This is a genomic window from Pseudomonas sp. CBS (genome assembly GCF_024734645.1).
GTDB lineage: Bacteria > Pseudomonadota > Gammaproteobacteria > Pseudomonadales > Pseudomonadaceae > Aquipseudomonas.
The window spans coordinates 4,853,650-4,879,488 of the sequence record NZ_CP102929.1 but is presented as its reverse complement, the minus strand read 5'-3'; the positions used below and the strand labels follow the sequence as shown (position 1 = coordinate 4,879,488).

The window sequence follows — 25,839 nt, the reverse complement described above, 5'->3', positions numbered from 1 at the left end:
TGTGCATAAGGCGACTGACACACCGCATTCGCGAGCAAGCCCGCTCTCACATTGAATATGCGCCAGCCATTCAAAACCTTTTTGACAGCACAGCAATTCAACAGGTTAGAATCGCTGGCACGCAGACTGCATGGTCAGTTTGCGCCTCGTCTTTCCCGCTCATGGAGTACTGCCTTTGAATGCGACGACCATCAACAGCCTGTTCTTGATCGGCGCGTTGCTGGTAGGTGCGAGCATTCTGGTGAGTTCTCTTTCGTCCCGCCTGGGCATCCCGATCCTGGTGATCATCCTGGCCGTGGGCATGATCGCCGGCGTCGACGGCGGCGGCATCATCTTCGACAACTACCCGACCGCCTACCTCGTGGGCAACCTCGCCCTGGCGGTGATCCTGCTCGATGGCGGCTTGCGAACACGGGTGGCGAGTTTTCGCGTGGCTCTCTGGCCCGCGCTGTCATTGGCGACGGTCGGGGTACTGATCACCACCGGTCTCACCGGCATGGCAGCCGCCTGGCTGTTCAACCTCAACATCATTCAAGGCCTGCTGATCGGCGCCATCGTCGGCTCCACGGACGCCGCGGCGGTGTTCTCGCTGCTGGGCGGCAAGGGCCTGAACGAACGGGTCACCGCCAGCCTGGAGATCGAATCCGGCAGCAACGACCCGATGGCGGTGTTCCTCACCGTCACCCTGATCGACATGCTCGCCAGCGGCCAGACCGGCCTGCACTGGAGCCTGCTGGGCCACCTGATCCGCGAGTTCGGCATCGGCGGCATCATTGGCCTGGGCGGCGGCTGGTTGATGCTGCAGATGGTCAACCGGATCAACCTGGCCAACGGCCTGTACCCGATCCTGGTGATTTCCGGCGGCCTGTTCGTGTTTGCCCTGACCAACGCCTTGCACGGCAGCGGCTTCCTCGCGGTGTACCTGTGCGGTTTGGTGATCGGCAACCGCCCGGTGCGCAGCCGGCATGGCATTTTGCATATGCTCGACGGCATGGCCTGGCTCGCGCAGATCGGCATGTTCCTGGTGCTGGGCCTGCTGGTCACGCCCCACGATCTGCTGCCCATCGCGCTGCCAGCCCTGGGCCTGGCGCTGTGGATGATTCTCTTCGCACGGCCACTGTCGGTGATCGTCGGCCTGCTGCCGTTCAAGGCCTTCCACGGTCGAGAGAAAGCCTTTATCGCCTGGGTCGGCCTGCGCGGCGCGGTCCCGATCATTCTGGCGGTGTTCCCGCTGATGGCTGGCCTGCCCCACGCACAGCTGTACTTCAACCTGGCGTTCTTTATCGTGCTGGTGTCGCTGCTGGTGCAAGGTACGAGCCTGCCATGGGTCGCCAAACTGTTGAAGGTGACAGTACCGCCCGAGCCTGCGCCAATCTCCCGGGCGGCCCTGGAAGTACACGTCACCAGCGAGTGGGAGCTGTTCGTCTACCGCCTGGGCGCCGAGAAATGGTGCATCGGCGCCGCCCTTCGGGAGCTGAAAATGCCCGAAGGCACACGGATCGCTGCACTGTTTCGTGGCCAGCAACTGCTCCATCCGTCGGGTAGTACGGTGCTGGAGGTCGATGATTTGCTGTGTGTGATCGGCCATGAACACAACTTGCCGGCCCTCGGCAAACTGTTCAGCCAGGCACCACAACGGGGCCTCGACCTGCGCTTCTTCGGCGACTTCGTTCTGGAAGGCGACGCCCAGCTGGGCGCGGTTTCGGCGCTGTACGGGCTCAAGCTCGAGGGCATCGACCCGGACATGCCACTGAGTCGTTTCATCACCCAGAAAGTCGGCGGGGCACCCGTGGTCGGCGACCAGGTGGAATGGAACAACACCATTTGGACCGTCGCGGTCATGGACGGGAACAAGATCGGCAAAGTCGGCGTCAGATTCCCCGAAGGAAGTCGCCCGGGCCCCGGACTCTTCCTCTAAACTGCGGGGCGACGGCGCGCCAGTCGATGTCGGGACGCCCCCTATTTATCACCTTGCTCGACCGGTCTCTATGACAACCCTGCGCACTTTTCTCGCTACTGCCCTGCTTGGCCTGACTCTCTGCGTCGGCACCGTACACGCTGCCGACCCGCCCAGCATCGACTCCGTCCAGCAAACCCTGGACAAGCTGCCAGACCGCAAGCTGCCCGACGCCGACATGAAAGCGCTGCAAAGCATCCTGCAGCAGACCCTCACCTTCCTCGGCAACCAGCAGGATTACCAACAGCGCCTGGTCGACCTCAAGCGCCAGTTGGAAAACGCGCCGCGCCAGAGCGCCGAGAACCAGCGCGAGCTGACCCGGCTCAAAGCTACCAAGGTGATTCCGGTCGCCCAACGCTACGCCACCTTGCCGGTGCCGCAGCTTGAACAACTGCTCGTGCAACGCACCACCCAGCAAGGCGACCTGCAAAAGGAACTGGCCGACGCCAACAGCCTGAGCATCGCCGCCCAGACCCGCCCGGAACGCGCCCAGACCGAAATCAGCAGCAGCCAGACGCGCATCCAGCAGATCAACTCGATCCTCAAGGCCGGCAAAGACAATGGCAAGGCCCTCAGTGGCGACCAGCGCAACCAGTTGAACGCCGAGCTGGCCGCCCTCAATGCGCTGATTCCATTGCGCCGCCAGGAGCTGGCCGGCAACAGCCAACTGCAAGACCTGGGCAACAGCCAACACGATCTGGTCCTGGAAAAAACCGCGCGCCTGGAGCAGGAAATCCAGGACCTGCAAACCCTGATCAACCAGAAACGCCTGGCCCAGTCCCAGGAAACCGTGACCCAGCAGTCCATCGAAGCCCAAAAGGCCGGTGGCAGCAGCCTGCTTGCCACGGAAAGCGCCGCCAACCTGAAACTGTCCGACTACCTGCTCAAAAGCACCGACCGGCTCAACGAACTGACCCAGAAAAACCTGCAAACCAAGCAGCAACTGGACAGCGTGACCCAAAGCGACTCGGCGCTGGACGAACAGATCAACGTACTCAAGGGCAGCCTGCTGCTGTCCAAGATCCTCTACAAACAGAAGCAGGCCCTCCCGCGCCTGACCGTGGACCGCGACCTGGCAGATGACATCGCCAACATTCGCCTGTACCAGTTCGAGGTCAATCAACAGCGCGAACTGATCAGCACCCCGAGCACCTACGTCGAAAACCTGCTGGCCAGTCAACCGGCCGACCAGATCACACCCCAACTGCGCCGCACCCTGCTGGAACTGGCGATCACCCGCAGCGACTTGCTGGAGCGCCTCAGCCGCGAGCTGAGCGCACTGCTCAACGAATCCATCACCCTGCAACTGAACCAGAAACAACTGCTGAGTACCGCCAGCACGTTGCGGGCGACCCTCGACGAGCAGATGTTCTGGATTCCCAGCAACAAGCCGCTGGACACCGAATGGCTGGAAACCGTACCGGCGCACCTGAGCAAGCAGGTCACCACCTTGCCTTGGGCTTCCAGCGTCAGCGAACTGTATGACGGCCTGACCCAGCGCCCGCTGCTGTTCCTGCCCCTGCTGCTGTTGATCGGCGCGCTGCTGTGGCGTCGTAGCTACCTGTATGAGCGCCTGAAAAAAATCCACCAGGACATCGGCCACTTCAAACGCGACAGCCAATGGCACACGCCGGTGGCGATCCTGGTGAATATCGCCCTGGCAATGCCGGTGGCCCTGGGCCTGGCACTGTGCGGTTATGCGTTGCAGATCGATGCCCGCGGGCAAAACGCCAACCTCGGCGCCGCCTTGCTGCAGATCGCCCAGGCATGGCTGGTGTTCTACACCGCCTATCGGATCCTCGCGCCCGGCGGCGTCGCCGAACTGCATTTCCGTTGGGAAAAACCCCAGGTGGAATTCCTCCAGGGCTGGATACGCAAGCTCGGGCTGGTGGTGCTGGCACTGGTGGCCGTGGTGGCCATCGCCGAGCATCAGCCAGCGGCACTGGCAGACGACGTACTGGGCATCGGCGTGGTACTGACCTGCTACGCACTGATGGCGTGGCTGCTCGGGCGCCTGCTGCTCAATAGCCCGACCCATGAAAAAGCCTCGCTGTTTCGCAAAGCCGTCGGCCTGATGTTTACCGCGCTGCCGGTCGCGCTGTTTATTGCCGTGTGCTTTGGCTACTACTACACCGCCCTCAAGCTCAGCGACCGGTTGATCAACACCCTGTACCTGCTGATGTTCTGGCTGGTGATCGAAGCCACCTTCGTCCGTGGCCTGGGGGTTGCCGCACGGCGCCTGGCCTACGCGCGAGCCCTGGCCAAACGCCAGGCCGCCAAGGAGGCGGGTGATGGCGAAGCGGTGATCGAAGAACCGACCCTGGACATCGAACAGGTCAACGAACAGTCGATGCGCCTGATTCGCCTGGCGCTGCTCGGCGGCTTTATCGCCGCGCTGTATTGGGTGTGGTCTGACTTGATCTCGGTATTTTCCTACCTGGACAACGTCACCCTCTACGAATACACCAGCGGCACCGGCGCCAATATCAGCATGGTGCCCATCAGCATCGGCGACTTGCTGGGGGCGCTGATTATCATCGGCATTACCTTTGCCCTGGCGCGCAACCTGCCCGGGTTATTGGAAGTATTGGTGTTGTCGAAACTGGACCTGGCCCAGGGCAGCGCCTACGCCACCACCACCTTGCTGTCCTACGTGATTGCCGGTGTGGGCTTTGTTTCCACCCTGTCGACCCTCGGCGTGAGCTGGGACAAGTTGCAATGGCTGGTGGCCGCGCTCTCGGTGGGATTGGGCTTCGGGATGCAGGAAATCTTCGCCAACTTCATCTCCGGCATCATGATCCTGTTCGAGCGCCCGGTACGGATCGGCGACACCATCACCATCGGCAACCTGTCGGGCACGGTGAGCAAGATCCGCATCCGCGCCACCACCATCACCGACTTCGACCGCAAGGACATCATTGTCCCGAACAAGACGTTCATCACCGGGCAATTGATCAACTGGTCGCTGACCGACACCATCACCCGGGTCACCCTGAAACTGGGCGTGGACTACGGCTCGGACCTGGATCGGGTGAAGGAATTGCTGCTCAAGGCCGCCCGGGAAAACCCCCGCGTGCTGAAAGACCCGGAACCCCATGTGTACTTCCTCAACTTCGGCGAGAGCACCCTGGACCACGAACTGCGCATGCACGTACGCGACCTGGGCGACCGCAACCCGGTGATCGATGAGGTCAACCGCTTCATCAATCGCGAGTTCAAGAAAGAGCACATCAACATCTCGTTCCGGCAGATGGAGGTGTACTTGAAGAACCTGCATGGCCAGGAATACAAACTGGTTCCGGTAGAAGAAGAAAACAAAACCATCCTGCCCCTCGCCAAGGACCAGGACCTGCCCGAGCCGCCGCCCGCCAAACTCGACTAAACGCGCTATCCCCAGCAGAATGGTCGGACATTCTGCTGGGAGATGGCCGTTGAAAGCCCTCGACGAACTGACCTTCGACAACCGCTTCGCCCGCCTGGGCGACGGCTTCTCAACCCACGTGCTGCCCGAACCCATCGACGAACCGCGTTTAGTGGTCGCGAGCGAAGCGGCCATGGCGCTGCTGGATCTCGAGCCTGCCGTGGCCGAAACGCCGGTATTTGCCGAGCTGTTCGGCGGGCACAAGCTATGGGCCGAGGCCGAGCCGCGAGCGATGATCTATTCCGGGCATCAGTTTGGCTCCTACAACCCGCAACTGGGTGATGGACGTGGATTGCTGCTGGGCGAGGTTTACAACGAAGCCGGCGAACATTGGGACCTGCACCTCAAGGGCGCCGGGCAAACCCCGTATTCGCGCATGGGCGATGGGCGGGCGGTGCTGCGGTCGTCGATTCGCGAGTTTCTGGCGTCCGAAGCGTTGCATGCACTGGGCATTCCCAGCAGCCGTGCACTGTGTGTAATCGGTTCCACCACGCCGGTATGGCGCGAGAAACAGGAGCGCGCCGCCATGGTGCTGCGCCTGGCCCACAGCCACGTGCGCTTTGGGCATTTCGAATATTTCTACTACACCAAAAAGCCCGAATTGCAGAAGCAATTGGCGGAGCACGTGCTGTCCCTGCACTTCCCCGAATGCATGGAACAGCCGGAGCCGTACCTGGCGATGTTCCGAGAAATTGTCGAGCGTAATGCCGAGTTGATCGCCAAATGGCAGGCCTATGGCTTCTGCCATGGAGTGATGAACACCGACAACATGTCGATCCTCGGCATTACCTTCGACTTCGGACCGTTTGCGTTTCTGGACGATTTCGATGCGCAGTTCGTCTGCAACCATTCGGATCATGAAGGGCGTTATTCCTTCAGCAACCAGGTGCCGATCGGGCAGTGGAACCTGAGCGCACTGGCCCAGGCGTTGACGCCGTTTATCAGCGTCGAGGCGTTGCGGGAAACGCTGGGGCTGTATCTGCCGTTGTTCCAGGCCCACTACCTGGACCTGATGCGCCGCCGGTTGGGCCTCACCACCGCCGAAGATGACGATCAAAAACTGGTGGAGCGCCTGCTGCAACTGATGCAGAACAGCGGCGTCGACTACACCCTGTTCTTCCGCCGGCTGGGGGATGAATCAGCCGCGTTGGCCGTGGCGCGGTTGCGCGACGACTTTGTCGACCTCAAGGGGTTTGATGAGTGGGCGGACCTGTACAAAGCCCGTGTGGAGCGCGACGCCAGCGGCACAGAAGAACAGCGACGTGAGCGGATGCATGGGGTGAATCCGCTTTATATCCTGCGCAACTATTTGGCGCAGAACGCCATCCAGGCGGCAGAGCTTGGGGATTACAGCGAAGTGCGCCGGCTGCATGAAGTGCTGACCAAACCGTTTGAAGAGCAGCCGGGGATGGAACCATACGCCCAGCGGCCGCCGGATTGGGGGAAGCATTTGGAGATTAGTTGTTCTTCATAGCGCGACCTAGATAAAGGTCTCCACTGAAACCCCAAAGCGCTCCGCCAGCCAACGAATCTGCCGCAGGTTGAGCTGGCGTTTGCCACTAAGTACTTCAGAGACAACCGACTGCGCACCAACGCCCGGGAGATCACTTTGGGTTAAGCCATGCTCTCGCATCATTGAACGTAGCACTTCAACGCCACTGGCAACGGGCATCGGCCGGTGCTCGAGATCGTAGGCCTCGATCCAGTCACTGAGGATATCCACCAGGCTCATGAGCGGGCTGGATTCATCTTCGCCTATCAGGTCCAGCAATTCGTCGAGGGCGCTGACCAAGGTATCGTAGTCCGCCTCGTTTCTTGGCTTGCGCAGCAATGGCGAAACAAATTGCCAGTGTTCGGCAGCCTGCTTGATGAGTGCGCTCATCTGATTTTCTCCTTCCATTTACCTTGCTCATATTCACGGTGATCGAACAGGTACTTGATATAAATTCGTTGTACTTGGTAATGCACGAAGGCAATCAACCTCAGCTTATTGCCCCCGATGTCAAACACATGGAACTGCCCGACTTTGTCTGTTGCAGGGAACATTCCTTTCATCGACGCAAAGTCGGCGGGACTGTTGCGTTTCATTCTGCGATACCACTCATCCAGTGCCGTGGCTGAATGCGGCCATCTTTCTTTCGCTTCCCATATCCTTTTTTCGCTGATCACTCGCATGCAACATCCTTATCGCATCTTGCTATGAAGGTTAGTCTTGCCGAAAAAATATCGCAATCTGCGATATTCCTTGGCGGACCAGTGGCGCAATTCCAAGCACCCTTCAACAGCCTAGATACGCCGCGATAGAAGTCACCACCAAAAATGTGAACGCGTACGTCACTGGCGTCGAACCTTGATAAACACCCTTCCCGGCTCCAAATAGAACCCATTGGCCACTTTCACGGAGCCCAGCATGTCCGACTCTCTAGTAATTCCCTGCCCCCACTGCAACGGTCTTAACCGCATCCCCAATGAACGCCTGGGCGATGCGCCGAAGTGCGGGCGCTGCAAGCAACCGGTGCTGCTGAGCAAACCCTTTGAGCTGAAACAGGGCGATTACGCCAGCCAGATCAAAGGCGATTTACCCCTGTTGGTGGATGTGTGGGCCGAATGGTGTGGGCCGTGCAAGTCGTTTGCGCCGGTGTTTGAGCAGGCCGCCGGGCAGTTGGCCGGGAAGTGCCGATTGGCCAAGCTCGATAGCGAGGCCAATCAGCAGTTATCCGCTCAGTTGGGGATTCGCTCGATTCCCAGCCTGATCCTGTTCAAGAATGGCCGGGAAGTGGCGCGTCAGAGCGGAGCTTTTCCGTTGCCGCAGTTGATGAGCTGGCTGCGCAGTCAGGGCGTTTGAGGTAACGGGACACCCCGGTCCATCACTTGCCCCATCAGCAATACGCCCAATTCGCTCAACTCATGAATGGCCAACGCGACATCGCGCTGCTTGCCGGTGAGGTCGTCGGAAAGGTCGAGCAAGAGGGTGGTGACTGAGGAGAAGGTTTCGTAGGTGTTGAGGATCAGGGTTTCGGTGGCTTGGCCGGGGCTGACTGTAAAAAGGTACGACGGGGGATTTGGAGTAGCTTTAAACATGGTCGACATTCCTGATTGGAGCCGCCATCTGATCGCTACTAAACGAATTAGGGTGGCAGCTGTACGCAGGTTAGTAGACCGGGAAATGTCGAAGCCGGCGCGCCCGAAGACGCCCTACGCACAGCTACCATCAAGCACAGACTCAGCGCCTGAAAGATGAAGCTTATGCACTTAACGACAAACACTCGGGCTACTAAACCCGATCACTGAGAATTCAGCGACCGAGCAACCTTAGAGACGCCCATCCAGACGCACAAGCCGGCGGATTCTGGCGTAACTGTAGGCAACGGCGCAAGACGATAGGCTATTTGTAGGAGCGAGCTTGCTCGCGAAGAACCCGAGAGCGCCGCGTTCATCCAGGCAGCCCGCGTAATCGTTGACGTCTTTCGCGAGCAAGCTCGCTCCTACAGGGGGCGAACGACTGCTGGATCACGCGTTTTCCAGCAGGTTATGCAACTCCACAAATTGCTGTGTCAGCTTGTGCCGTGGGTCCAGGTGGATCAGCGGCATGTTCGCCTGGTGCGATTCACGCATGCGCACCGAGCTGGTCAGGTACACCGGCAGTACCGGCAACCCTTCGGCAATCAATTCATCCAGCATCTGCTGCGGCAGGCTCGCCCGGGCCTGGAACTGGTTGACCACGATCCCTTCCACTTCCAGCCCTTCGTTGTGGTCTTCCTTCAATTCTTCAATCTCTGCCAGCAGGCCATACAGCGCCTGGCGGGAGAAGCTGTCGCAATCGAAGGGGATCAACACGCGATCAGCGGCAATCAGCGCTGAAACGGCATAAAAGTTCAACGCCGGCGGGGTATCCAGGTAGATCCGGTCGTAGTCTTCGCTCAATTCATCCAGCAGCTTTCGCAGCTTGTTGATCTTGTGCTTGGCCTCGAGCTTGGGCTGCAAGTCGGCCAGTTCCGCGGTGGCGGTGATGACGTGCAGGTTGTCGAACGGGGTTTCGTAGATATCCACCTGGTTCTTCTTCGAAAACGGCCCGGAAGACAGGGTTTGCTTGAAGAAATCGGCGATTCCCATAGGGATATCGTCGCCGGTCAGCCCGGTGAGGTACTGGGTTGAATTGGCCTGGGCATCGAGGTCCACCAACAGGGTTCGATAGCCTTCGCTGGCGCTGACCGCCGCCAGGTTGCAGGCAATGCTGGACTTGCCAACACCGCCTTTTTGGTTGAACACCACGCGCCGCATGGAAAAACCTCCGTGTATCAATGAATGACCGAGTGTAGAGGGCAAAAGCGCCGGTTCGCTACCTCGTTCGCTTCTGTACTACAGCATCAGAGGCTCTATCTCGCACAAGAATTTCCCACCAACCTGACAAAGTAGGAAATACCTGACACCCGGTGCCCCACCCCCACGACGGACAATCAGTAATTCATTTCAACGAATTTGTAATCAGTCGTGAACAATTCTTTACCAAAGTTTGCTAGAACCCTGCAGCACCGGGATAATGCGCGCCACTCGGCGATTGCTCCCTGTCCCGGTATTCGGGGCCAATGGCCGCACAAGGAAGCCCGCAGGGGCGGGATAACTTCTCAGTGATCAATTTCAACATTGCCCAATGGCGTGCCTGGGCTCCCGGGCTCGAAAGCGCGGACGACTGGCGCACCTGGTGCCAGCAGCCGACCGTGCTCCCCCGAAGCGAGTCGGCCCCCGACGTGTCGTTCCTGCCGGCCATGCAGCGCCGACGCCTGAGCCGCCTGGCGCGCATGGCCTTCAGCGTGGGCTGGCCCCTGGCCGAAGGTTTGCAACAACTTCCGCTGGTGTTTGTCTCCCGTCACGGCGAAACCCCGCGCACCCTCGAGATTCTCAGCGACCTGGCCAACGACGAGCCACTGTCGCCGACCCAGTTCAGCCTGTCGGTGCACAACGCGGTGATTGGCCTGTGGTCGATCCTGCGCAATGAAACCAGCGAAATGACCGCCCTCGCCGCTGCCGGCGACGGCCTGGAACACGGCATGCTCGAGGCCGCCGCCCTTCTGAATGAAGGCGCACCGGCTGTATTGCTGATCATTACCGAGGAACAGCCGCCCGAAACCTATGCGCGCTGGATCGATGACGTGCCCTTCCCCTACGCCCTCGGCCTGCTGCTGACACCGGGCGACGAGTGGCAGCTGGAACTGAATACAGCCGCTGTCCAACCCACCACCAAAGCCCAGTGGCCCCACGCCCTGAACCTGCTGCGCACCCTGCTGAACGAACAGGGCGCCTGCCAACATGCCTGGAAGAACCGAGTATGGAACTGGCAACGCAAGCCCTGACCGAAAAGCCCCGGAAGGCCTACTACTGGCGCCTGTTCGCCACTGCCACCGCCTTCGCCCTGTTTGGCCTCGGCGGCCTGTGCCTGCGTGTGCTGGTGTTCCCGCTGCTCAGTTGCCTGCCGGGTGATGCCAAACAGCATCAGCGACGCGCCCGCCACACCATCAGCTGCCTGTTCTGGCTGTTTATCCGCATGATGATGCGCCTGGGCATCCTGACCTACAGCGTCGAAGGCGCAGAAAAGCTCGGCCGCCCGGGTCAGATGATCATCGCCAACCACCCATCGCTGGTGGACGTGGTGTTCCTGATCGCCCAGATGCGCCAGACCAACTGCGTGGTCAAGCAGAGCCTGTGGCAGAACCCGTTCACCCGGGGCCCGGTGCGCGACGCCGGCTACATCAGCAACGATGGCAGCGCCGACATGCTCGATGCCGCTGCCGATGCCCTGCGAGACGGCCAGACCCTGATCATTTTCCCGGAAGGCACCCGCACCTCACCGGGCCAGGCACCGACCTTTCATCGCGGCGCCGCCGCCATTGCCCTGCGCGGTGCGAGCATCATCACTCCGGTAGTGATCAAGGTCAGCCCCACCACCCTGACCAAGGCCGAACCCTGGTATCGCATCCCGAATCGCCGCTTTCACTTCAGTTTGCGCGTGGGTGCCGATATAGAACCACAGGCGTTTGCCGCACAAGGGCCCGCGCCCCAGGCTTCACGCAAGCTCAACGATTACCTGCACCAGTATTTTATTAAGGAGCTCGCCGAAGATGAGCAACCCACACAGCCTTGAGCACGACATAAAAACGCTGATCATCGAGGCCCTGGGCCTGGAGGACATCAGCGAGAGCGACATCGGCAACGAGCAAACCCTGTTCGGCGAAGGCCTTGGCCTGGATTCAGTCGACGCCCTGGAATTGGGCCTGGCGATCCAGAAAAAGTACGGCATCAAGATCGATGCCGACGCCAAGGACACCCGTAATCACTTCACCAACGTGGCCAGCCTCGCGGCGTTCGTCACGGCCCGACAGGCAGCTTGAGACCGTACCATGCAAACTCGTGACGATATTTTCAACACCTTGCGCGACGCCCTGGTGGAACTGTTTGAACTGGAACCGGAACGCGTCACGCTTGACGCCAACCTGTACCAGGACCTGGAAATCGACAGCATTGATGCAGTGGACCTGATCGACCACATCAAGCGCCAGACCGGCAAGAAAATCGCTGCCGAAGAGTTCAAGGCCGTGCGCACCGTGAACGACGTGGTTGAGGCGGTGTACCGTCTGGTTCAACCGGCCGCATGAGCCGGCTGATCGGCCTTGGCCTGTTGCTGGCGGGGCTGCTGTACCCTTTTGCGGTGTATTACGGCACGGAACATTTTGCCCCGTGGCAATTTGGCCTGCTGCTGGGCAGCCTGTGGCTGTTGCGCGCCCTGACCGGCGCCAGGCGCCCGGGCAGCCGCTGGATGGCGGCGGCGATCATCGTCTTTTGCCTGTTGCTCGCCTGGTTCGATAACCCGCAGATGCTGCGCTGGTACCCGAGCCTGGTCAGCGCGTTCATGCTGGCCCTGTTCGGCTTGAGCCTGAAATACGGGCCGCCGATGGTTGAGCGCCTGGCACGCATGACCGAGCCGCAACTGCCCGAAAAAGCCGTTGTGTACACCCGAAAGGTCACCGTGGTGTGGAGTGTGTTTTTCCTGTGTAACGGCCTGCTCGCCGCCGCCCTCACCCTGTGGGCGCCGTTGAGCTGGTGGACGTTGTACAACGGCATGATCGCCTACGGGCTGATGGGGCTGTTGTTTGCCGTGGAATGGCTGGTACGACAAAGGGTTCGAGGCCGCGTATGAATTGGTTGAATCTTGAGCACTTGCTGCTTGAGCCTGTAGAGCAGCGTTGGGTGACCACCGAACCTGCCCTGGATCACCCACAGCTGTGGGAGAAGTCCCTGAGCCTGGCCGCCGGCTTGCAAGCCCGGGGCATCCAGCGCCTGGCGGTGCACCTTGAGGATGCCGGCGTGCTGGCGATCGCCCTGCTGGGCGCGTGGCGTGCAGGCGTCAGCGTGTTGTTGCCCGCTGACCTGCAACCGCAAACGCGCCAACGCTGGGACGATGCCGTCGATGCCTGGCTGACCGAAGCCGGCGACCTGGATGCGCTGTATCAAGCACCATTAAGCGCCGCGGCCCTGGACCTGGACGCCAGTTGCCTGAGCCTGTGCACCTCCGGCTCCAGCGGCGAGCCCAAGCGCATCGACAAAACCCTGCGGCAGATGGCCAACGAGGTCCAGGCGCTGGAAACCCTGTGGGGCGCAGACCTGGGCGAGGCCTGCATCATCGGCAGCGTCGCCACCCAGCATATCTATGGCTTGCTGTTCCGGGTGCTGTGGCCGTTGTGTGCCGGGCGCACCTTTGTGCGCCAGCAGTTGGCATTCCCCGAAGACTTGCAGCGCGCCAGCCGTGAGCATTCGCAATTCGCCTGGGTCGCCAGCCCGGCGTTGCTCAAGCGCATGGGCGACAATCTCGACTGGCCAGCGCTCACGCCGGTCAAACGGGTGTTCTCCTCCGGCGGCGCCTTGCCCCTTGAAGCCGCCGGCAGCCTGCATCAGCGTTTGCAGCAATGGCCGACGGAAATCCTCGGCAGCTCGGAAACCGGTGGTATCGCCTGGCGCCAGGGCGAACAACCGTGGCAGCCGTTTGCCGACGTGCACCTGAGCCAGGACGCCGACGGAGCGCTGCGCATCGCCTCGCCGTACTTGCCCGCCGGCCATGTCGAACAGACCGCCGACGCCGCCAACATCCACGCCGACGGCCGCTTCGAATTGCTGGGCCGGCTGGACCGCATCGTCAAGCTGGAAGAAAAACGCATCTCCCTGCCGATGCTCGAACAAGCGCTGATGAACCATGCCTGGGTCGCCGAAACGCGCCTGGGCGTGGTGCAGGAAAACCGCGCCTCCCTCGGCGCCCTCGTGGTACTCAGTGCTGAAGGTTTGCACGCCCTGCGTAACCAGGGCCGGCGCACCGTCACCCAAACCCTGCGCCAGCACTTGAGCCAACACTGCGAAGCCCTGGCCCTGCCCCGCCGCTGGCGGCTGTTGCGCCAATTGCCGCTGAACACCCAAGGCAAGCTGCCCCAGGCCGACGTCGAAGCCCTGCTGCTGGCACCGCGCCCGAAAGCGCCGGAAGTGTTGGAACACGTCGAAACCAACGGAGAATGGACCCTGCAACTGGCGATCCCGCCGGACCTCGCCTATTTCAGCGGCCACTTCCCGCAAACCCCGGTGCTGCCGGGCGTGGTGCAAGTGGATTGGGCGCTGAACCTGGGCCAGCAACTGCTCAACCTGCCGGGGCAGTTCGCCGGGATGGAGGTGCTGAAATTCCAGCAACTGGTGCGCCCGGATGACCGGATCGAACTGCACCTGCGGTTCGATCAGGAGCGCGGCAAGCTGTACTTCGCCTACCGCAATGAGGCAGCAGCCTGCTCCAGTGGGCGCATTCTTTTGGAGCTGGCGAGTGAATAAGCTTCTGTTGTGGCGAGGGAGCTTGCTCCCGCTGGAGTGCGCAGCACTCCCAACCCAGGCACTGTGGTTTATCAGGCAAATCGGTGTCGCCTGTGTTGGGGCCGCTTCGCAGCCCAGCGGGAGCAAGCTCCCTCGCCACGAAAAGCGCTTCTGCCAATGGGGTGCCTGGTATGCATAACCCCTGCGCCCTGATCCCGGTCTATAACCACGAAGCCGCCGTGCCCGCCGTGGTTCATAGCGTGCTGTCCAGCGGCCTGCCGTGCCTGCTGGTAGACGACGGCAGCAGCGCCGCCTGCGCCGCTGTCCTGGCGCAACTGGCAACCCTCGACAACGTATCCCTGCTGACTTTGCCCACCAACCAGGGCAAAGGCGCGGCCGTCATGGCCGGCTTTCGCGAAGCCGCGCGCCTGGGTTTCACCCACGCCCTGCAAGTGGACGCCGACGGCCAGCACGACCTGCGGGAAGTCAGCACCTTCCTCGACGCCTCGCGCGCCCACCCGAATGCAGTGATCTGTGGCTACCCGGAATACGACGAAAGCGTGCCCAAGGGCCGCCTTTACGCGCGCTACCTGACCCACGTGTGGGTGTGGATCAATACCTTGTCGCTGCAAATTCGCGACTCCATGTGCGGCTTTCGCGTGTACCCACTGCCACCGACCCTGGCCTTGATGGACTCGGCCAACATCGGCAAACGCATGGATTTCGACTCGGACATCCTGGTGCGCCTCGCCTGGCGCAACCAGCCGATGCGCTGGCTGCCGACCAAGGTGCACTACCCCGCCGACGGCCTGTCGCACTTTCGCCTGTTCCACGACAACGCGCTGATTTCCTCGATGCACACCCGGCTGTTCTTCGGCATGTTGGTGCGTGCGCCGATGATCCTCTGGCGCCGGTGGCAGGCATGACCCAGGACACCAAGCACTGGGCCGACCGCGAAGAACGCGGCAGTTTCTGGCTGATGAAATTCACCGCCTTCGCCGCCAAGGTCCTCGGGCGCCGGGTGCTGAGCCCGCTGCTCTACGGCATCGTTTTCTACTTCTTTCTGTTCGGCCGCACGGCCCGCCAAAGCGCCTGGCAGTACCAGCAGCGCCTGGCCGACTGGAGCCAGCGCGACGACCTGCGCCCTACCCACAGAAGGGTCTTCGGCCAGTTCATGGCGTTCGCCGACGCCCTGCTGGACAAGCTCGACGTATGGAACGGCAAGTTGCGCCTGGAGCAGATCGAAATCATCGACCCGGCTCAACTGCGCGGCCAGCTGCGCAGCGAGCGCGGGCAGATGCTGGTGGGCGCACACCTGGGCAACCTTGAAGTGTGCCGCGCCCTCGCCGAGCTGGGCGAAAAGGTCACCATGAACGTGCTGGTGCACACCAAGCACGCCGAACGCTTCAACCGCATATTGGGCGAAGCCGGGGCGACCAATTTGCGCCTGATCCAGGTCAGCGAACTCGACCCGGCGGTGATGATGATGCTCAGCCAGCGCCTCGACGACGGCGAGTGGCTGGCGATTGCCGGCGACCGCGTACCGCTGCATGGCGGGCGCACGGTGCGCGTGGATTTCCTCGGCCATGACGCCGCCTTCCCCCAAGGCCCATGGCTGCTGGCCGGCTTGCTGAAATGCCCGGTCAACCTGCTGATGTGCTTGAAGCATCAAGGCCGTTATCGCCTGATCATCGAGCCGTTCGCCCGGTTGATCGAATGGAAACGCAGCGATCGCCAGCAGGTGATCGCTCAATGGACCGCCCGCTACGCCGAGCGCCTGGGCCAGTTCTGCCTGGAAGCGCCCCAACAATGGTTCAACTTTTACCCTTTCTGGAAGACCGATGACGACGCATCTTGAGCCGGTAACCTTCGGCGAACTCCCCCTGCGCATCGAAGACGTGCTGGCCCTGGCCAACCGTCAGGCGCCGACTCAATTGCAAGCCGATGCCAAGTACCGCCAGCGTATCGCCAAGGGCGCGCAGTTCCTCGATTCGTTGCTGGACAAGGAAGGCGTGATCTACGGCGTCACCACCGGCTATGGCGACTCGTGCGTGGTGGCGGTGCCGCTGGAGCACGTCGAAGCGCTGCCCCGCCACCTCTACACGTTCCACGGCTGCGGCCTGGGCAAGTTGCTGGATGCGCAAGCCACCCGCGCGGTGCTGGCGGCGCGGTTGCAGTCGCTGTGCCACGGCGTATCTGGCGTGCGCGTGGAGTTGCTGGAGCGCCTGCATGCGTTCCTGGAGTTCGACGTGCTACCGCTGATTCCGGAAGAAGGCTCGGTGGGCGCCAGCGGTGATTTGACGCCGCTGTCCTACGTGGCCGCGACCTTGTCCGGCGAGCGCGAAGTGCTGTTCCGTGGCGAACGTCGCCAGGCCGCCGACGTACACCGTGAGCTGGGTTGGGACCCGCTGGTACTGCGCCCGAAAGAAGCCCTGGCGCTGATGAACGGCACCGCCGTGATGACCGGCCTCGCCTGCCTGGCCTTCGCCCGCGCCGACTACCTGCTGCAACTGGCCACGCGCATCACCGCGCTGAACGTGGTGGCGCTGCAAGGCAACCCGGAGCATTTCGACGAGCGCCTGTTTGCCGCCAAGCCGCACCCGGGGCAGATGCAAGTCGCCGCCTGGCTGCGCAAGGACCTGGCCATCGACGCACCGACCGCACCGCTGCATCGCCTGCAAGACCGTTACTCGCTGCGCTGCGCGCCCCACGTCTTGGGCGTGTTGGCCGACAGCCTGAACTGGCTGCGTTCGTTCATCGAGATCGAACTCAACAGCGCCAACGACAACCCGATCATCGACGCGGAAGAAGAGCGCGTGCTGCACGGCGGCCACTTCTACGGCGGCCACATCGCCTTCGCCATGGACAGCCTCAAGACCCTGGTGGCCAACGTCGCCGATCTGCTGGACCGCCAGCTCGCGCTGCTGGTGGACGTGCGCTACAACCACGGCCTGCCGAGCAACTTGTCGGGCGCGCCCGCCGAGCGGGCGATGATCAACCACGGCTTCAAGGCCGTGCAGATCGGCACCAGCGCCTGGACCGCCGAAGCCCTGAAAAACACCATGCCGGCCAGCGTGTTCTCGCGCTCCACCGAGTGCCACAACCAGGACAAGGTGAGCATGGGCACCATCGCCGCCCGCGATGCGATTCGTGTGCTGGAACTGACCGAACAAGTCGCCGCCGCCACCTTGCTCGCCGCTAATCAGGGCGTTTGGCTGCGTGCCCAGGCTGAAGACGCGCGCCCGCTGCCCCCGGCGCTGGCCGCCATGCACATCGAGCTGGCCAAAGACTTCCCGCCGCTCATCGAAGACCGCGCCCTGGAAGGCGAGCTGCGCCTGTGCCTCAAGCGTATCGCCGAGCAACACTGGAGGCTGCATGCGTAGCCCCGGCGTGTTGCACTGCGACACTGAAATCCTCGTGCCGTTTTTCGACATCGACACCATGAACGTGGTGTGGCACGGGCACTACGTGAAGTACCTGGAAGTCGCCCGCTGCGCCTTGCTGGACAAGCTCGGCCACAACTACACGGCGATGCTGGAAGCGGGCTACGCCTGGCCGGTGATCGACATGCAGCTGCGCTATGTGCGCGGTGCGACCTTCGGCCAGACTATCAACGTACGCGCCAGCCTGGTGGAGTGGGAGAACCGCTTGAAGGTCAATTACCTGATCAGCGACAAGGCCACGGGCGAACGCCTGACCCGCGCCAGTACCGTGCAAGTGGCGGTGGAAATTGCCAGTCGCGAAATGCAGTTGGCCTCGCCAAAAATATTCACAGACGCCGTAGAGAGAGCCTTGAAATGAGATTCCCTGTGGGAGCGGCGGTGCGACGATTCGACTTGCTCGCGAAGATCGTCAAAGATAACGCAGGCCGCCTGACACCCCGTGGCGCCCTCAGGTTCTTCGCGAGCAAGCTCGCTCCTACAAGGGTCGCGTTGATGCTGATTTTAGGCATTCCAGGCCTGGCCCACGCCTTCGACCTGCAACAACTCAGCGATCAGCTGGCAAAGCCAACGGTGATCCACGGCAACTTCACCCAGGAAAAACACCTGCGCGCCCTGCCGCAGCCGCTGACCAGCAAGGGCACCTTCGTCCTGGCCAAGGACCACGGCTTGCTGTGGCTGCTGAAAACCCCGCTGCAACAGGACTACCGCATCAGCGCCAACGGCATTGCCCGGCGTGATGCCAACGGCTGGCAATTGCTGCCGAACAAGAGTGCCGGTGCCGAGCAGAACCGTTTGTTCCTCGCCGTGTTGCAGGGCGACAGCAGCGGCTTGCAGCGTGACTTCGAACTGCAGCTGCAAGGCGAAGCCACGCAGTGGAAACTCACGTTGATCCCGCGCTCGCTGCTGCTCAAGCAAGTGTTCACCCAGATCAATATCGACGGCGGCGAACTGGTGCAAAAAATCGAGCTGCTGGAAACCCAGGGCGACAGCACCGTACTGCGCATGCAGGACAGCACCAGTAGCCAACCCTTGAGCGACGCGGAGCAACACGACTTTGCCGAGTGAACGCTGGTTGCCGCGCCTGTTCCTGATCCTGCTGGTGGCCGTAGTGGCCCTGGCGGGTTGGCAATGGCGCCATGGCGCGCCGCTGTCGGCGAACCTGATGGAACTGGTGCCCGGCACCGCACCGGATGCGCTGGAACTGCGTGCCGAACAACGCATGCAGGAACCCCTGAACCGCGAAATGCTGGTGCTGGTGGGGCATGCCGACCGGCAACAAGCCGTGGCCATGGCGACGCAATTGGGCGAAGCCTGGCAAGCCAGCGGCCTGTTTGAGAAGGTTCAGTGGAACCTCCAAGCCGACCTGCCGGCCCTGCGTCAGCAGTTGCTGCAAGGCCGCCTCGCGATGCTCTCGGCCAAGGACCGCGAGCAACTGATCGACGAGCCCCAGGCGTTTATCCAGCAACGGGTTCAGGCGCTGTTCGACCCGTTCACCGGCTTCAGCCTGGTGCCGAGCCAGGACGATTGGCTGGGCCTCACCGGGCGTATCCAGAACAGCCAGCCGCAGCACGGTTCGGTGCAGCTGGATATCGGCAGCGGCGCGTTGATCGCCGACGCCGACGGCAAAAGCTGGGTGCTGCTGCGGGCGCGCACCACTGGCAATGCCTTCGACATGAAACTGCCGCTGCAAGTGGCTGAATTACTCAAGGCCAGCCGCGAGCGGGCCGACCAGCAAGGCGCGCAATTGCTCGCGGCCAGCGGCCTGTTGTATGCGGCCAATGGTCAGCAGCAGGCGACGCGGGAAATCACCTGGGTCGGTGGCGGCGCGACTGCCGGGATCCTGTTATTGCTGCTGTTGGCATTCCGCCGCTGGCGTGTGCTGTTGGCGTTTGTGCCGGTGCTGGTGGGCATGTTGTTTGGTGCGGTGGCCTGTGTGGCGCTGTTCGGGCATATGCATGTAATCACGTTGGTGTTGGGCTCGAGCCTGATCGGCGTGGCGGTGGATTACCCGCTGCATTACCTGTCCAAGAGCTGGAGCATGAGCCCTTGGCGCAGCTGGCCGGCCTTGCGCCTGACCTTGCCGGGCTTGAGCCTGAGCCTGGCCACCAGTTGCATCGGTTACCTGGCCCTGGCGTGGACGCCGTTCCCGGCGCTGACGCAAATCGCGGTGTTCTCGGCGGCGGGCCTGGTGGGTGCTTACCTGTCGGCCGTGTGCCTGCTGCCGGCCTTGCTCAAGGGCGTCGAATTGCGCCCGGCGCAGTGGCCATTGCGCATTGCCGAGTTTCTGCTGAGCGTGCGTGAGTCGCTGCTCAAGCGCCTGCCCAGTCCGGTGTTATTGGTACTGGTATTGGTGTTTTGCGCAGGCGGCCTATGGCACCTGAACAGCAAAAACGATATCCGCCAGTGGATCGGTGCGCCGCCGCAGTTGCTGCAGGAAGCCCAGGCCGTTGCGCGGATTACCGGGTTCCAGCCCACCAGCCAGTTCTTCCTGGTACGGGCGGACAATCAACCGCAATTGCTGGAGCGCCAGGCCGCGCTGAGTCAGCGTCTGGATCAGCTGGTGAACATGGACAAGCTCCAGGGCTACCTGGCGCTCAACCAGTTGGTCAGTCCGCCGGCTGAGCAACAACAGCTGCGTGAAGCCTTGAACCAACTGCCGCAGTACTGGCAGCCATTGCTGGACCTCGGCGTACCGGCCGCCGCGCTGCAAACCGAGCTGGCCCAGTTGCAGGCCCTGCCCACCGAAGACATCGACGCGGCGCTGATCGGCCCACTGGCGGAGCCGTGGCGCACACTGTGGCTGGGGAATGTCGACGGTGGCGTGGCGGCGATGGTGAGCCTGCAAGGGTTGAACAACCCGGCCTTGCTGCGGGTACAGGCCCTGGATTTACCCGGCGTGCAGCTGGTGGATCGCCTGGGCGACTTGAACCAGGTGTTTGCCGCGACGCAAATCAGCGCCGCCGAATTGAAGTTGATGTCGTGCGTGTTGATCGTACTGTTGCTGATCCTGCCGTTCGGCTTCGGCGGTGCCCTGCGCATCGTCGCCCTGCCGCTGCTGGCGGCGCTGTGCAGCCTGGCCAGCCTGGGTTGGCTGGGGCAGCCGCTGACGTTGTTCAGCCTGTTCGGCCTGCTGTTGGTAACCGCCATCAGCGTCGACTACGCGATCCTGATGCGTGAACAAATTGGCGGCACCGCCGTGAGCCTGTTGGGCACACTGTTGGCGGCCGTGACTACTTGGCTATCGTTCGGCCTGCTGGCCATTTCCAGCACGCCGGCGGTGAGTAATTTTGGGCTATCGGTGAGCTTGGGGCTGGCATTCAGCTTCATGCTGGCACCGTGGGCCGCCCCGTCCGGGACAAGGAAGAAACGATGAGCAGCCAATACCTCAGCAAGAACTACGTCGAAGAAACCAAATTCGGCTTCTGGTTCCTGCGCAGCCACACCTGGCAGCACCATGTGCTGCGCGTGGCCATCAACGACCTGCGCAGCCTGTTCAGCGACCCGCTGCCGGTTGCTCCGGTGCTGCTGGACGCCGGCTGCGGCCAGGGCAAGTCGTTCCAGTATTTGCAGCAAGTGTTCGCCCCCGAGCGCCTGATCGGCCTCGACGCCGACCCACACAGCCTCGACCTGAGCCGCGCCGAAGCCGCGCGCCAAGGCATCGCCATCGAGTTGATCGGCAGCGATTGCGCGACCCTCGACGTGGCCGACGCCAGTGTCGATGTGCTGTTCTGTCACCAGACTTTCCATCACCTGGTAGAACAACATCGCGCCCTGAAAGAGTTCTATCGCGTGCTCAAGCCGGGCGGCTATCTGCTGTTTGCCGAGTCCACCGAGGCCTATATCGACACCTGGGTCATTCGCTGGCTGTTTCGTCACCCGATGCATGTGCAGAAAAGCGCAGAAGAGTACCTTGAGATGATTCGCGAGCAGGGCTTTGAGTTCGGCCCGCAGAACGTCTCGTACCCGTACCTGTGGTGGAGCCGCGCCACCGATTTCGGCCTGCTTGAGCGCTGGGGCCTGCGCCAGCCAAAACCGGCCGGCCAGCGCGAAGAAACCCTGGTCAACGTGGTTGCCCGCAAACCTCTGGCGAGCGCTGAAACATGATCCGAATGCTGTTGATCGGTTGCCTGTTGCTGCTGAGTGCCTGCGCCAGCCAGCCGCCGTTGCCGTCGAAAACCCCGGTGCTGAGCCTGCCGTTGCAACTGCATGTGCAGCGCGAACAGGATGGCCAACGTCAGGACTGGCTGCTGGTGATGCAGCGCGAAGCCGGCGGGATTCGCTGGTCGATGATGGACCCGCTGGGCATTCCACAGGCGCGACAGAAATTGATCAACGGTGCCTGGCAGGCTGACGGTCTGCTGCCGCCCAATCCCCAGGCGCGTGAATTGTTTGCCGCGCTGTTGTTCGCCCTCACCTCGGCGGATGAAGTCTCCAAGCTGTACCCCGGCACCCAGGAAATGGACTTGATCCGCACCCTGCCGTCCCGCTGGAAGATCACCTATCACTCCTCCCTGGTGTTTCGCGTGGAAGTGATTGGGCAGCCGTTGACCTACCGCATCTCGCCGCTTGAGGCCACACGATGACCGCCTACCTCAATGCCCTCGGCGTGATCTGCGCCCTGGGCCGCGACAAGCGCGAAGTCAGCCGCAACCTGTTCACCGGCGACTGCTCCGGCATGCGCGCGGAAAGCGGCTGGGTGCCGGAGCGTATGTTGCCGGTGGCGGGCGTGCACGGTGAACTCGCGGCGATCCCGCCCGGGCTGGAATCCCACCACAGCCGTAATAATCAGCTGTTGCTGGAAGCGGCGTTGCAGATTGACGACGAGATCCGACAAGCGATTCAGACGTTCGGTGCGTCGCGCATTGGCATCGTGCTCGGCACCAGCACCTCGGGCATTGATGAAGCCAGTCGTGGCATCGCCCACTACCTGCGGGAAAAAAACTTCCCCGGCGACTACGACTACCTGCAACAGGAACTCGGCGCCCCGGCCAATTTCCTCGCCGACTGGCTGCAACTGAGCGGCCCGGCCTACGTGATTTCCACCGCCTGCACCTCCAGTGCGCGGGCGCTGATGAGTGCCCAACGCCTGTTGGACCTGGGTGTGTGCGATGCGGTGATCTGCGGTGGCGTCGACACGCTGTGCAAGCTGACCCTCAATGGTTTTTCGTCGCTGGAGGCGGTTTCGGCACAGCGCTGCAATCCGTTCTCGGCGAACCGCAACGGCATCAATATCGGCGAAGCCGCCGTGCTGTTCCTGATGAGCAAAACCCCCGCACCGGTTGCACTGCTGGGCAGCGGCGCCAGTTGCGACGCTCACCATATTTCCGCGCCCGAGCCCACCGGCAAGGGTGCGTTGCAGGCGATGCGCAAGGCCCTGGCCAGCGCACAACTGGTGCCCGGGGAGATCGGTTACCTGAACCTGCACGGCACCGCCACGCAACACAATGACGCCATGGAAAGCCTGGCGGTCGCGGCCCTGTTCCCGGGCGGCGTAACCTGCTCCTCGACCAAACCCATGACCGGCCACACCCTGGGCGCCGCCGGCGCGCTGGAAGCGGCGTTCTGCTGGCTGAGCCTGGCGGAAGGCGTGGTGCCGCCCCATGTCTGGGATGGCCAGGCCGACCCCGACCTGCCCGTATTGAAGTGGGCGTTGCCCGGCGACACCCTGGAGAAACGCTGCCTGATGAGCAACTCGTTTGCTTTCGGCGGCAACAACGTCAGCCTGATTATCGGAGACGCCCCATGACTGATTGGCCGCTCGCCGAACTGCTGCCCCACGCCGGTGACATGATCCTGATCGATCAGGTCCTGAGCTTTGATGAAGAACAGATTCAGACCCGCCTGAGGGTCAAGCCCGGCGGGCTTTTCAACCGCGCCGACGGCAGCCTGCCCGCGTGGGTCGGCATTGAGTTGATGGCGCAAAGCGTCGCGGCCTACGCCGGTTGTCGCGCACGCCAGAAGGGTGAAGCCGTGGAGTTGGGCTTCCTGCTGGGCACGCGCAAATTCGAGTGCAACGTCGAGCACTTTCCCGCAGGCGCCGAGCTGACCATCCACGGCCTGCGCTCCCTGGAAGACGACAACGGCATGGGTGTGTTCGAATGCCACCTCCGCGGCGACGGTATCCAGGCGAGTGCACGCTTGAACGTATTTCGACCGCCCCAGGCGGCCAACTATTTAGATGAATCGAAGGACACCACGCCATGACTGAATCCGTACTGGTTACCGGCTCCAGCCGTGGCATCGGCCGCGCTATCGCATTGCGCCTGGCCCAGGCCGGGCACGACATCGTGCTGCATTGCCGCAGCGGGCGCGCCGAGGCGGATGCGGTGCAGGTCGAAATCGAAGCCCTGGGGCGCAAGGCCCGGGTGTTGCAATTTGATGTGGTGGATCGCGCCAGCTGCAAGGAGATTCTGGAAGCCGACGTAGAAGCACATGGCGCGTATTACGGCGTGGTGCTCAATGCCGGGCTCACTCGCGACGGTGCGTTTCCTGCGCTGTCGGAAGACGATTGGGACGTGGTGATGCGTACCAACCTCGACGGGTTCTACAACGTGCTGCACCCGGTGATGATGCCGATGATTCGTCGTCGCGCCGCCGGACGGATCGTGTGCATTACCTCGGTATCCGGGCTGATCGGCAACCGTGGCCAGGTCAACTACAGCGCGTCCAAGGCCGGTTTGATCGGCGCGGCCAAGGCCCTGGCCATCGAGCTGGGCAAGCGCAAGATCACCGTCAACTGCGTGGCTCCCGGGCTGATCGACACCGCGATGCTGGATGAAAACGTACCGGTGGAAGAACTGATGAAAATGATCCCGGCCCAACGCATGGGCACCCCGGAGGAAGTCGCCGGGGCGGTGAATTTCCTGATGTCGGCGGAAGCCGGCTACATCACCCGCCAAGTGCTGGCCGTGAATGGAGGCCTGTGCTGATGAAGCGCGTGGTGGTCACCGGCATGGCCGGCGTTACGTCCCTGGGCAGCGATTGGGCAACCATCGCCGCCAACTTCCGCGCCAACCGCAGCGGCATTCGGCGCATGGACGAGTGGGAGCGCTTCACCGAACTGAACACGCGGCTGGCCGGGCCGATCGATGATTTCGTGGTGCCCGCCCACTGGACCCGCAAGCAATTGCGCAGCATGGGCCGGGTTTCGCGCCTGGCAGTATGGGCAGCAGAACAGGCGCTCAAAGACGCTGGCTTGCTGGGCGACGAGTCGATCAAGGACGGGCGCATGGGCGTGGCCTGCGGCTCATCCACCGGCAGCACCGACGAGATCAAGGCCTTCGGCAATATGCTGCTGAACTCGGTGGCCGAGGGGCTGAACGCCAACTCCTACGTGCGCATGATGCCCCATACCACGGCGGCGAATATCAGCATCTTCTTCGGCCTCACTGGCCGACTGATCCCGACGTCCAGCGCCTGCACCAGCGGCAGCCAGGGCATCGGCTACGCCTATGAGGCCATCAAGTTCGGCCGCCTGCCGCTGATGTTGGCAGGTGGCGCCGAAGAGCTGTGCCCTACCGAAGCCATGGTGTTCGATGCGCTGTACGCCACCAGCCTGAAAAACGATGCACCACAAACCAGCCCGCGTCCCTACGACAGTGGCCGCGACGGCCTGGTGATCGGCGAAGGCGGCGGCATCCTGGTGCTCGAAGAACTGGAACATGCACTGGCCCGTGGCGCGCATATCCACGCCGAAATCGTCGGCTTCGGCAGCAACGCCGACGGCCAGCACACCACCCGCCCGGAACAGGCCACCATGCGCCGCGCCATGGAGCTGGCCCTGGAAGATGCGGGGCTTGCGCCCGACGCCATCGGCTATGTGAACGGCCATGGCACCGCTACCGACCAGGGCGATATCGCCGAAACCCTGGCCACCAACAGCCTGTTCGGCAGCCGCATGCCCATCAGTTCGCAGAAGAGTTTCCTCGGGCACACCCTGGGCGCATGCGGCGCATTGGAGTCGTGGTTCAGCATCGAAATGATGAACCGCAACCAATACGTGCACACCTTCAACCTCGACGAAGTCGACCCGCGCTGCGGCGAGCTGGACTACCTGCAAGGCGAGTTCCGCGAGCTGCACAACGACTACGTGATGAACAACAATTTTGCCTTTGGCGGCGTCAACACTTCGCTGATTTTCCGCCGCTGGGCGTAAGTTTTTTTACTGACTGGAGAAATGG

At 62.3% G+C, this 25,839-nt stretch carries 26 protein-coding genes; 22 read left to right on the top strand and 4 right to left on the bottom strand.

The features are described from left to right. Window positions 1–175 precede the first annotated feature (175 nt). From NVB75_RS22335 to selO, 3 genes are all read left to right on the top strand, one after another. Window positions 176–1,918, top strand: coding sequence for a potassium/proton antiporter (locus tag NVB75_RS22335; RefSeq protein ID WP_003209410.1), 1,743 nt, complete (start codon window positions 176–178; stop codon window positions 1,916–1,918). Between the two features lie 70 nt (window positions 1,919–1,988). Then, a complete protein-coding gene (mscK, locus tag NVB75_RS22330; RefSeq protein WP_258343354.1) occupies window positions 1,989–5,339 on the top strand; it encodes a mechanosensitive channel MscK in 3,351 nt (1,116 codons plus the stop codon). A 49-nt stretch (window positions 5,340–5,388) separates the two neighbouring features. Beyond that, window positions 5,389–6,852 (top strand): protein adenylyltransferase SelO, encoded by a 1,464-nt coding sequence (gene selO / locus NVB75_RS22325; RefSeq protein WP_258343353.1) that lies wholly within the window; start codon window positions 5,389–5,391, stop codon window positions 6,850–6,852. Window positions 6,853–6,858: 6 nt separating this feature from the next. Here selO and NVB75_RS22320 read toward each other — a convergent pair whose 3' ends face one another. Both NVB75_RS22320 and NVB75_RS22315 read right to left on the bottom strand, forming a co-directional pair. Continuing rightward, complete coding sequence (locus NVB75_RS22320; protein ID WP_258343352.1) at window positions 6,859–7,260, bottom strand: type II toxin-antitoxin system HigA family antitoxin; 402 nt, start codon at window positions 7,258–7,260, stop codon at window positions 6,859–6,861. Beyond that, a complete protein-coding gene (locus NVB75_RS22315; protein ID WP_093202502.1) occupies window positions 7,257–7,553 on the bottom strand; it encodes a type II toxin-antitoxin system HigB family toxin in 297 nt (98 codons plus the stop codon). The genes NVB75_RS22320 and NVB75_RS22315 overlap by 4 nt, the downstream gene beginning before the upstream one ends. Before the next feature lie 235 nt (window positions 7,554–7,788). Between NVB75_RS22315 and trxC the strand changes: the two genes are divergently transcribed. After that, entirely contained in the window at window positions 7,789–8,223 is a 435-nt protein-coding gene (trxC, locus tag NVB75_RS22310) for a thioredoxin TrxC (protein WP_003209402.1), read from the top strand. On the opposite strand, the gene NVB75_RS22305 is transcribed toward trxC, so the two are convergent. After that, on the bottom strand, window positions 8,211–8,459 hold the full coding sequence (locus NVB75_RS22305) for a DUF6124 family protein (RefSeq protein ID WP_258343351.1): 249 nt from the start codon (window positions 8,457–8,459) through the stop codon (window positions 8,211–8,213). The two genes, trxC and NVB75_RS22305, sit on opposite strands and share 13 nt — an antisense overlap. Before the next feature lie 429 nt (window positions 8,460–8,888). Then, window positions 8,889–9,659, bottom strand: a complete 771-nt coding sequence (locus NVB75_RS22300) for a ParA family protein (RefSeq protein ID WP_003209397.1) — start codon at window positions 9,657–9,659, stop codon at window positions 8,889–8,891. Window positions 9,660–10,006: 347 nt separating this feature from the next. On the opposite strand from NVB75_RS22300, the gene NVB75_RS22295 reads away from it, so the two are divergent. The 18 genes from NVB75_RS22295 (at window position 10,007) to NVB75_RS22210 (ending at window position 25,814) form a co-directional block, all read left to right on the top strand. After that, entirely contained in the window at window positions 10,007–10,729 is a 723-nt protein-coding gene (locus tag NVB75_RS22295) for a beta-ketoacyl synthase chain length factor (protein WP_258343350.1), read from the top strand. Beyond that, window positions 10,705–11,517: a 1-acyl-sn-glycerol-3-phosphate acyltransferase gene (locus tag NVB75_RS22290; protein ID WP_258343349.1), complete on the top strand. Its 813-nt coding sequence runs from the start codon at window positions 10,705–10,707 to the stop codon at window positions 11,515–11,517. The genes NVB75_RS22295 and NVB75_RS22290 overlap by 25 nt, the downstream gene beginning before the upstream one ends. Then, the gene (locus tag NVB75_RS22285; RefSeq protein WP_003209392.1) at window positions 11,495–11,764 is read left to right on the top strand and encodes a phosphopantetheine-binding protein; all 270 of its coding nucleotides are present in this window, start codon (window positions 11,495–11,497) and stop codon (window positions 11,762–11,764) included. Before NVB75_RS22290 ends, NVB75_RS22285 begins: the two co-directional genes overlap by 23 nt. Before the next feature lie 9 nt (window positions 11,765–11,773). Beyond that, window positions 11,774–12,028 carry an acyl carrier protein gene (locus NVB75_RS22280; protein WP_003209389.1) on the top strand — a complete coding sequence of 85 codons (255 nt, stop codon included), beginning with the start codon at window positions 11,774–11,776 and terminating at the stop codon, window positions 12,026–12,028. Then, the gene (locus NVB75_RS22275; RefSeq protein ID WP_076015477.1) at window positions 12,025–12,570 is read left to right on the top strand and encodes a hypothetical protein; all 546 of its coding nucleotides are present in this window, start codon (window positions 12,025–12,027) and stop codon (window positions 12,568–12,570) included. Before NVB75_RS22280 ends, NVB75_RS22275 begins: the two co-directional genes overlap by 4 nt. Next, entirely contained in the window at window positions 12,567–14,237 is a 1,671-nt protein-coding gene (locus NVB75_RS22270; protein ID WP_258343346.1) for an acyl-CoA synthetase family protein, read from the top strand. The genes NVB75_RS22275 and NVB75_RS22270 overlap by 4 nt, the downstream gene beginning before the upstream one ends. A 170-nt stretch (window positions 14,238–14,407) precedes the next feature. Further along, a complete protein-coding gene (locus tag NVB75_RS22265; RefSeq protein ID WP_258343345.1) occupies window positions 14,408–15,142 on the top strand; it encodes a glycosyltransferase family 2 protein in 735 nt (244 codons plus the stop codon). Next, window positions 15,139–16,074 (top strand): glycosyl transferase, encoded by a 936-nt coding sequence (locus tag NVB75_RS22260; RefSeq protein WP_258343343.1) that lies wholly within the window; start codon window positions 15,139–15,141, stop codon window positions 16,072–16,074. The genes NVB75_RS22265 and NVB75_RS22260 overlap by 4 nt, the downstream gene beginning before the upstream one ends. Continuing rightward, a complete protein-coding gene (gene hutH / locus NVB75_RS22255) occupies window positions 16,058–17,599 on the top strand; it encodes a histidine ammonia-lyase (protein WP_258343342.1) in 1,542 nt (513 codons plus the stop codon). Before NVB75_RS22260 ends, hutH begins: the two co-directional genes overlap by 17 nt. After that, window positions 17,592–18,017: a thioesterase family protein gene (locus NVB75_RS22250; protein ID WP_258343340.1), complete on the top strand. Its 426-nt coding sequence runs from the start codon at window positions 17,592–17,594 to the stop codon at window positions 18,015–18,017. The genes hutH and NVB75_RS22250 overlap by 8 nt, the downstream gene beginning before the upstream one ends. Then, complete coding sequence (locus NVB75_RS22245) at window positions 18,014–18,724, top strand: outer membrane lipoprotein carrier protein LolA (RefSeq protein WP_258343338.1); 711 nt, start codon at window positions 18,014–18,016, stop codon at window positions 18,722–18,724. Before NVB75_RS22250 ends, NVB75_RS22245 begins: the two co-directional genes overlap by 4 nt. Beyond that, window positions 18,714–21,032, top strand: coding sequence for an MMPL family transporter (locus NVB75_RS22240; RefSeq protein ID WP_258343337.1), 2,319 nt, complete (start codon window positions 18,714–18,716; stop codon window positions 21,030–21,032). Before NVB75_RS22245 ends, NVB75_RS22240 begins: the two co-directional genes overlap by 11 nt. Beyond that, window positions 21,029–21,763, top strand: a complete 735-nt coding sequence (locus NVB75_RS22235) for a class I SAM-dependent methyltransferase (RefSeq protein WP_003209370.1) — start codon at window positions 21,029–21,031, stop codon at window positions 21,761–21,763. Before NVB75_RS22240 ends, NVB75_RS22235 begins: the two co-directional genes overlap by 4 nt. Next, window positions 21,760–22,242: a hypothetical protein gene (locus tag NVB75_RS22230; RefSeq protein WP_258343336.1), complete on the top strand. Its 483-nt coding sequence runs from the start codon at window positions 21,760–21,762 to the stop codon at window positions 22,240–22,242. The genes NVB75_RS22235 and NVB75_RS22230 overlap by 4 nt, the downstream gene beginning before the upstream one ends. Further along, window positions 22,239–23,405 (top strand): beta-ketoacyl-[acyl-carrier-protein] synthase family protein, encoded by a 1,167-nt coding sequence (locus NVB75_RS22225; RefSeq protein WP_258343335.1) that lies wholly within the window; start codon window positions 22,239–22,241, stop codon window positions 23,403–23,405. The genes NVB75_RS22230 and NVB75_RS22225 overlap by 4 nt, the downstream gene beginning before the upstream one ends. Next, on the top strand, window positions 23,402–23,863 hold the full coding sequence (locus NVB75_RS22220) for a hotdog family protein (RefSeq protein WP_258343334.1): 462 nt from the start codon (window positions 23,402–23,404) through the stop codon (window positions 23,861–23,863). Before NVB75_RS22225 ends, NVB75_RS22220 begins: the two co-directional genes overlap by 4 nt. Then, on the top strand, window positions 23,860–24,588 hold the full coding sequence (gene fabG, locus NVB75_RS22215) for a 3-oxoacyl-ACP reductase FabG (RefSeq protein ID WP_258343333.1): 729 nt from the start codon (window positions 23,860–23,862) through the stop codon (window positions 24,586–24,588). Before NVB75_RS22220 ends, fabG begins: the two co-directional genes overlap by 4 nt. After that, entirely contained in the window at window positions 24,588–25,814 is a 1,227-nt protein-coding gene (locus tag NVB75_RS22210) for a beta-ketoacyl-ACP synthase (RefSeq protein WP_258343332.1), read from the top strand. Before fabG ends, NVB75_RS22210 begins: the two co-directional genes overlap by 1 nt. Window positions 25,815–25,839 lie beyond the last annotated feature (25 nt).

Bases quoted from the DNA above. Each gene is read 5' to 3' on its own strand.
- mscK (WP_258343354.1), top strand. From the start codon at position 1,989: ATGACAACCCTGCGCACTTTTCTCGCTACTGCCCTGCTTGGCCTGACT.
- NVB75_RS22320 (WP_258343352.1), bottom strand. From the start codon at position 7,260: ATGAGCGCACTCATCAAGCAGGCTGCCGAACACTGGCAATTTGTTTCG.
- NVB75_RS22315 (WP_093202502.1), bottom strand. From the start codon at position 7,553: ATGCGAGTGATCAGCGAAAAAAGGATATGGGAAGCGAAAGAAAGATGG.
- trxC (WP_003209402.1), top strand. From the start codon at position 7,789: ATGTCCGACTCTCTAGTAATTCCCTGCCCCCACTGCAACGGTCTTAAC.
- NVB75_RS22305 (WP_258343351.1), bottom strand. From the start codon at position 8,459: ATGTTTAAAGCTACTCCAAATCCCCCGTCGTACCTTTTTACAGTCAGC.
- NVB75_RS22300 (WP_003209397.1), bottom strand. From the start codon at position 9,659: ATGCGGCGCGTGGTGTTCAACCAAAAAGGCGGTGTTGGCAAGTCCAGC.
- NVB75_RS22290 (WP_258343349.1), top strand. From the start codon at position 10,705: ATGGAACTGGCAACGCAAGCCCTGACCGAAAAGCCCCGGAAGGCCTAC.
- NVB75_RS22285 (WP_003209392.1), top strand. From the start codon at position 11,495: ATGAGCAACCCACACAGCCTTGAGCACGACATAAAAACGCTGATCATC.
- NVB75_RS22280 (WP_003209389.1), top strand. From the start codon at position 11,774: ATGCAAACTCGTGACGATATTTTCAACACCTTGCGCGACGCCCTGGTG.
- NVB75_RS22275 (WP_076015477.1), top strand. From the start codon at position 12,025: ATGAGCCGGCTGATCGGCCTTGGCCTGTTGCTGGCGGGGCTGCTGTAC.
- NVB75_RS22270 (WP_258343346.1), top strand. From the start codon at position 12,567: ATGAATTGGTTGAATCTTGAGCACTTGCTGCTTGAGCCTGTAGAGCAG.
- NVB75_RS22265 (WP_258343345.1), top strand. From the start codon at position 14,408: ATGCATAACCCCTGCGCCCTGATCCCGGTCTATAACCACGAAGCCGCC.
- NVB75_RS22260 (WP_258343343.1), top strand. From the start codon at position 15,139: ATGACCCAGGACACCAAGCACTGGGCCGACCGCGAAGAACGCGGCAGT.
- hutH (WP_258343342.1), top strand. From the start codon at position 16,058: ATGACGACGCATCTTGAGCCGGTAACCTTCGGCGAACTCCCCCTGCGC.
- NVB75_RS22250 (WP_258343340.1), top strand. From the start codon at position 17,592: ATGCGTAGCCCCGGCGTGTTGCACTGCGACACTGAAATCCTCGTGCCG.
- NVB75_RS22245 (WP_258343338.1), top strand. From the start codon at position 18,014: ATGAGATTCCCTGTGGGAGCGGCGGTGCGACGATTCGACTTGCTCGCG.
- NVB75_RS22235 (WP_003209370.1), top strand. From the start codon at position 21,029: ATGAGCAGCCAATACCTCAGCAAGAACTACGTCGAAGAAACCAAATTC.
- NVB75_RS22230 (WP_258343336.1), top strand. From the start codon at position 21,760: ATGATCCGAATGCTGTTGATCGGTTGCCTGTTGCTGCTGAGTGCCTGC.
- NVB75_RS22225 (WP_258343335.1), top strand. From the start codon at position 22,239: ATGACCGCCTACCTCAATGCCCTCGGCGTGATCTGCGCCCTGGGCCGC.
- NVB75_RS22220 (WP_258343334.1), top strand. From the start codon at position 23,402: ATGACTGATTGGCCGCTCGCCGAACTGCTGCCCCACGCCGGTGACATG.
- fabG (WP_258343333.1), top strand. From the start codon at position 23,860: ATGACTGAATCCGTACTGGTTACCGGCTCCAGCCGTGGCATCGGCCGC.
- NVB75_RS22210 (WP_258343332.1), top strand. From the start codon at position 24,588: ATGAAGCGCGTGGTGGTCACCGGCATGGCCGGCGTTACGTCCCTGGGC.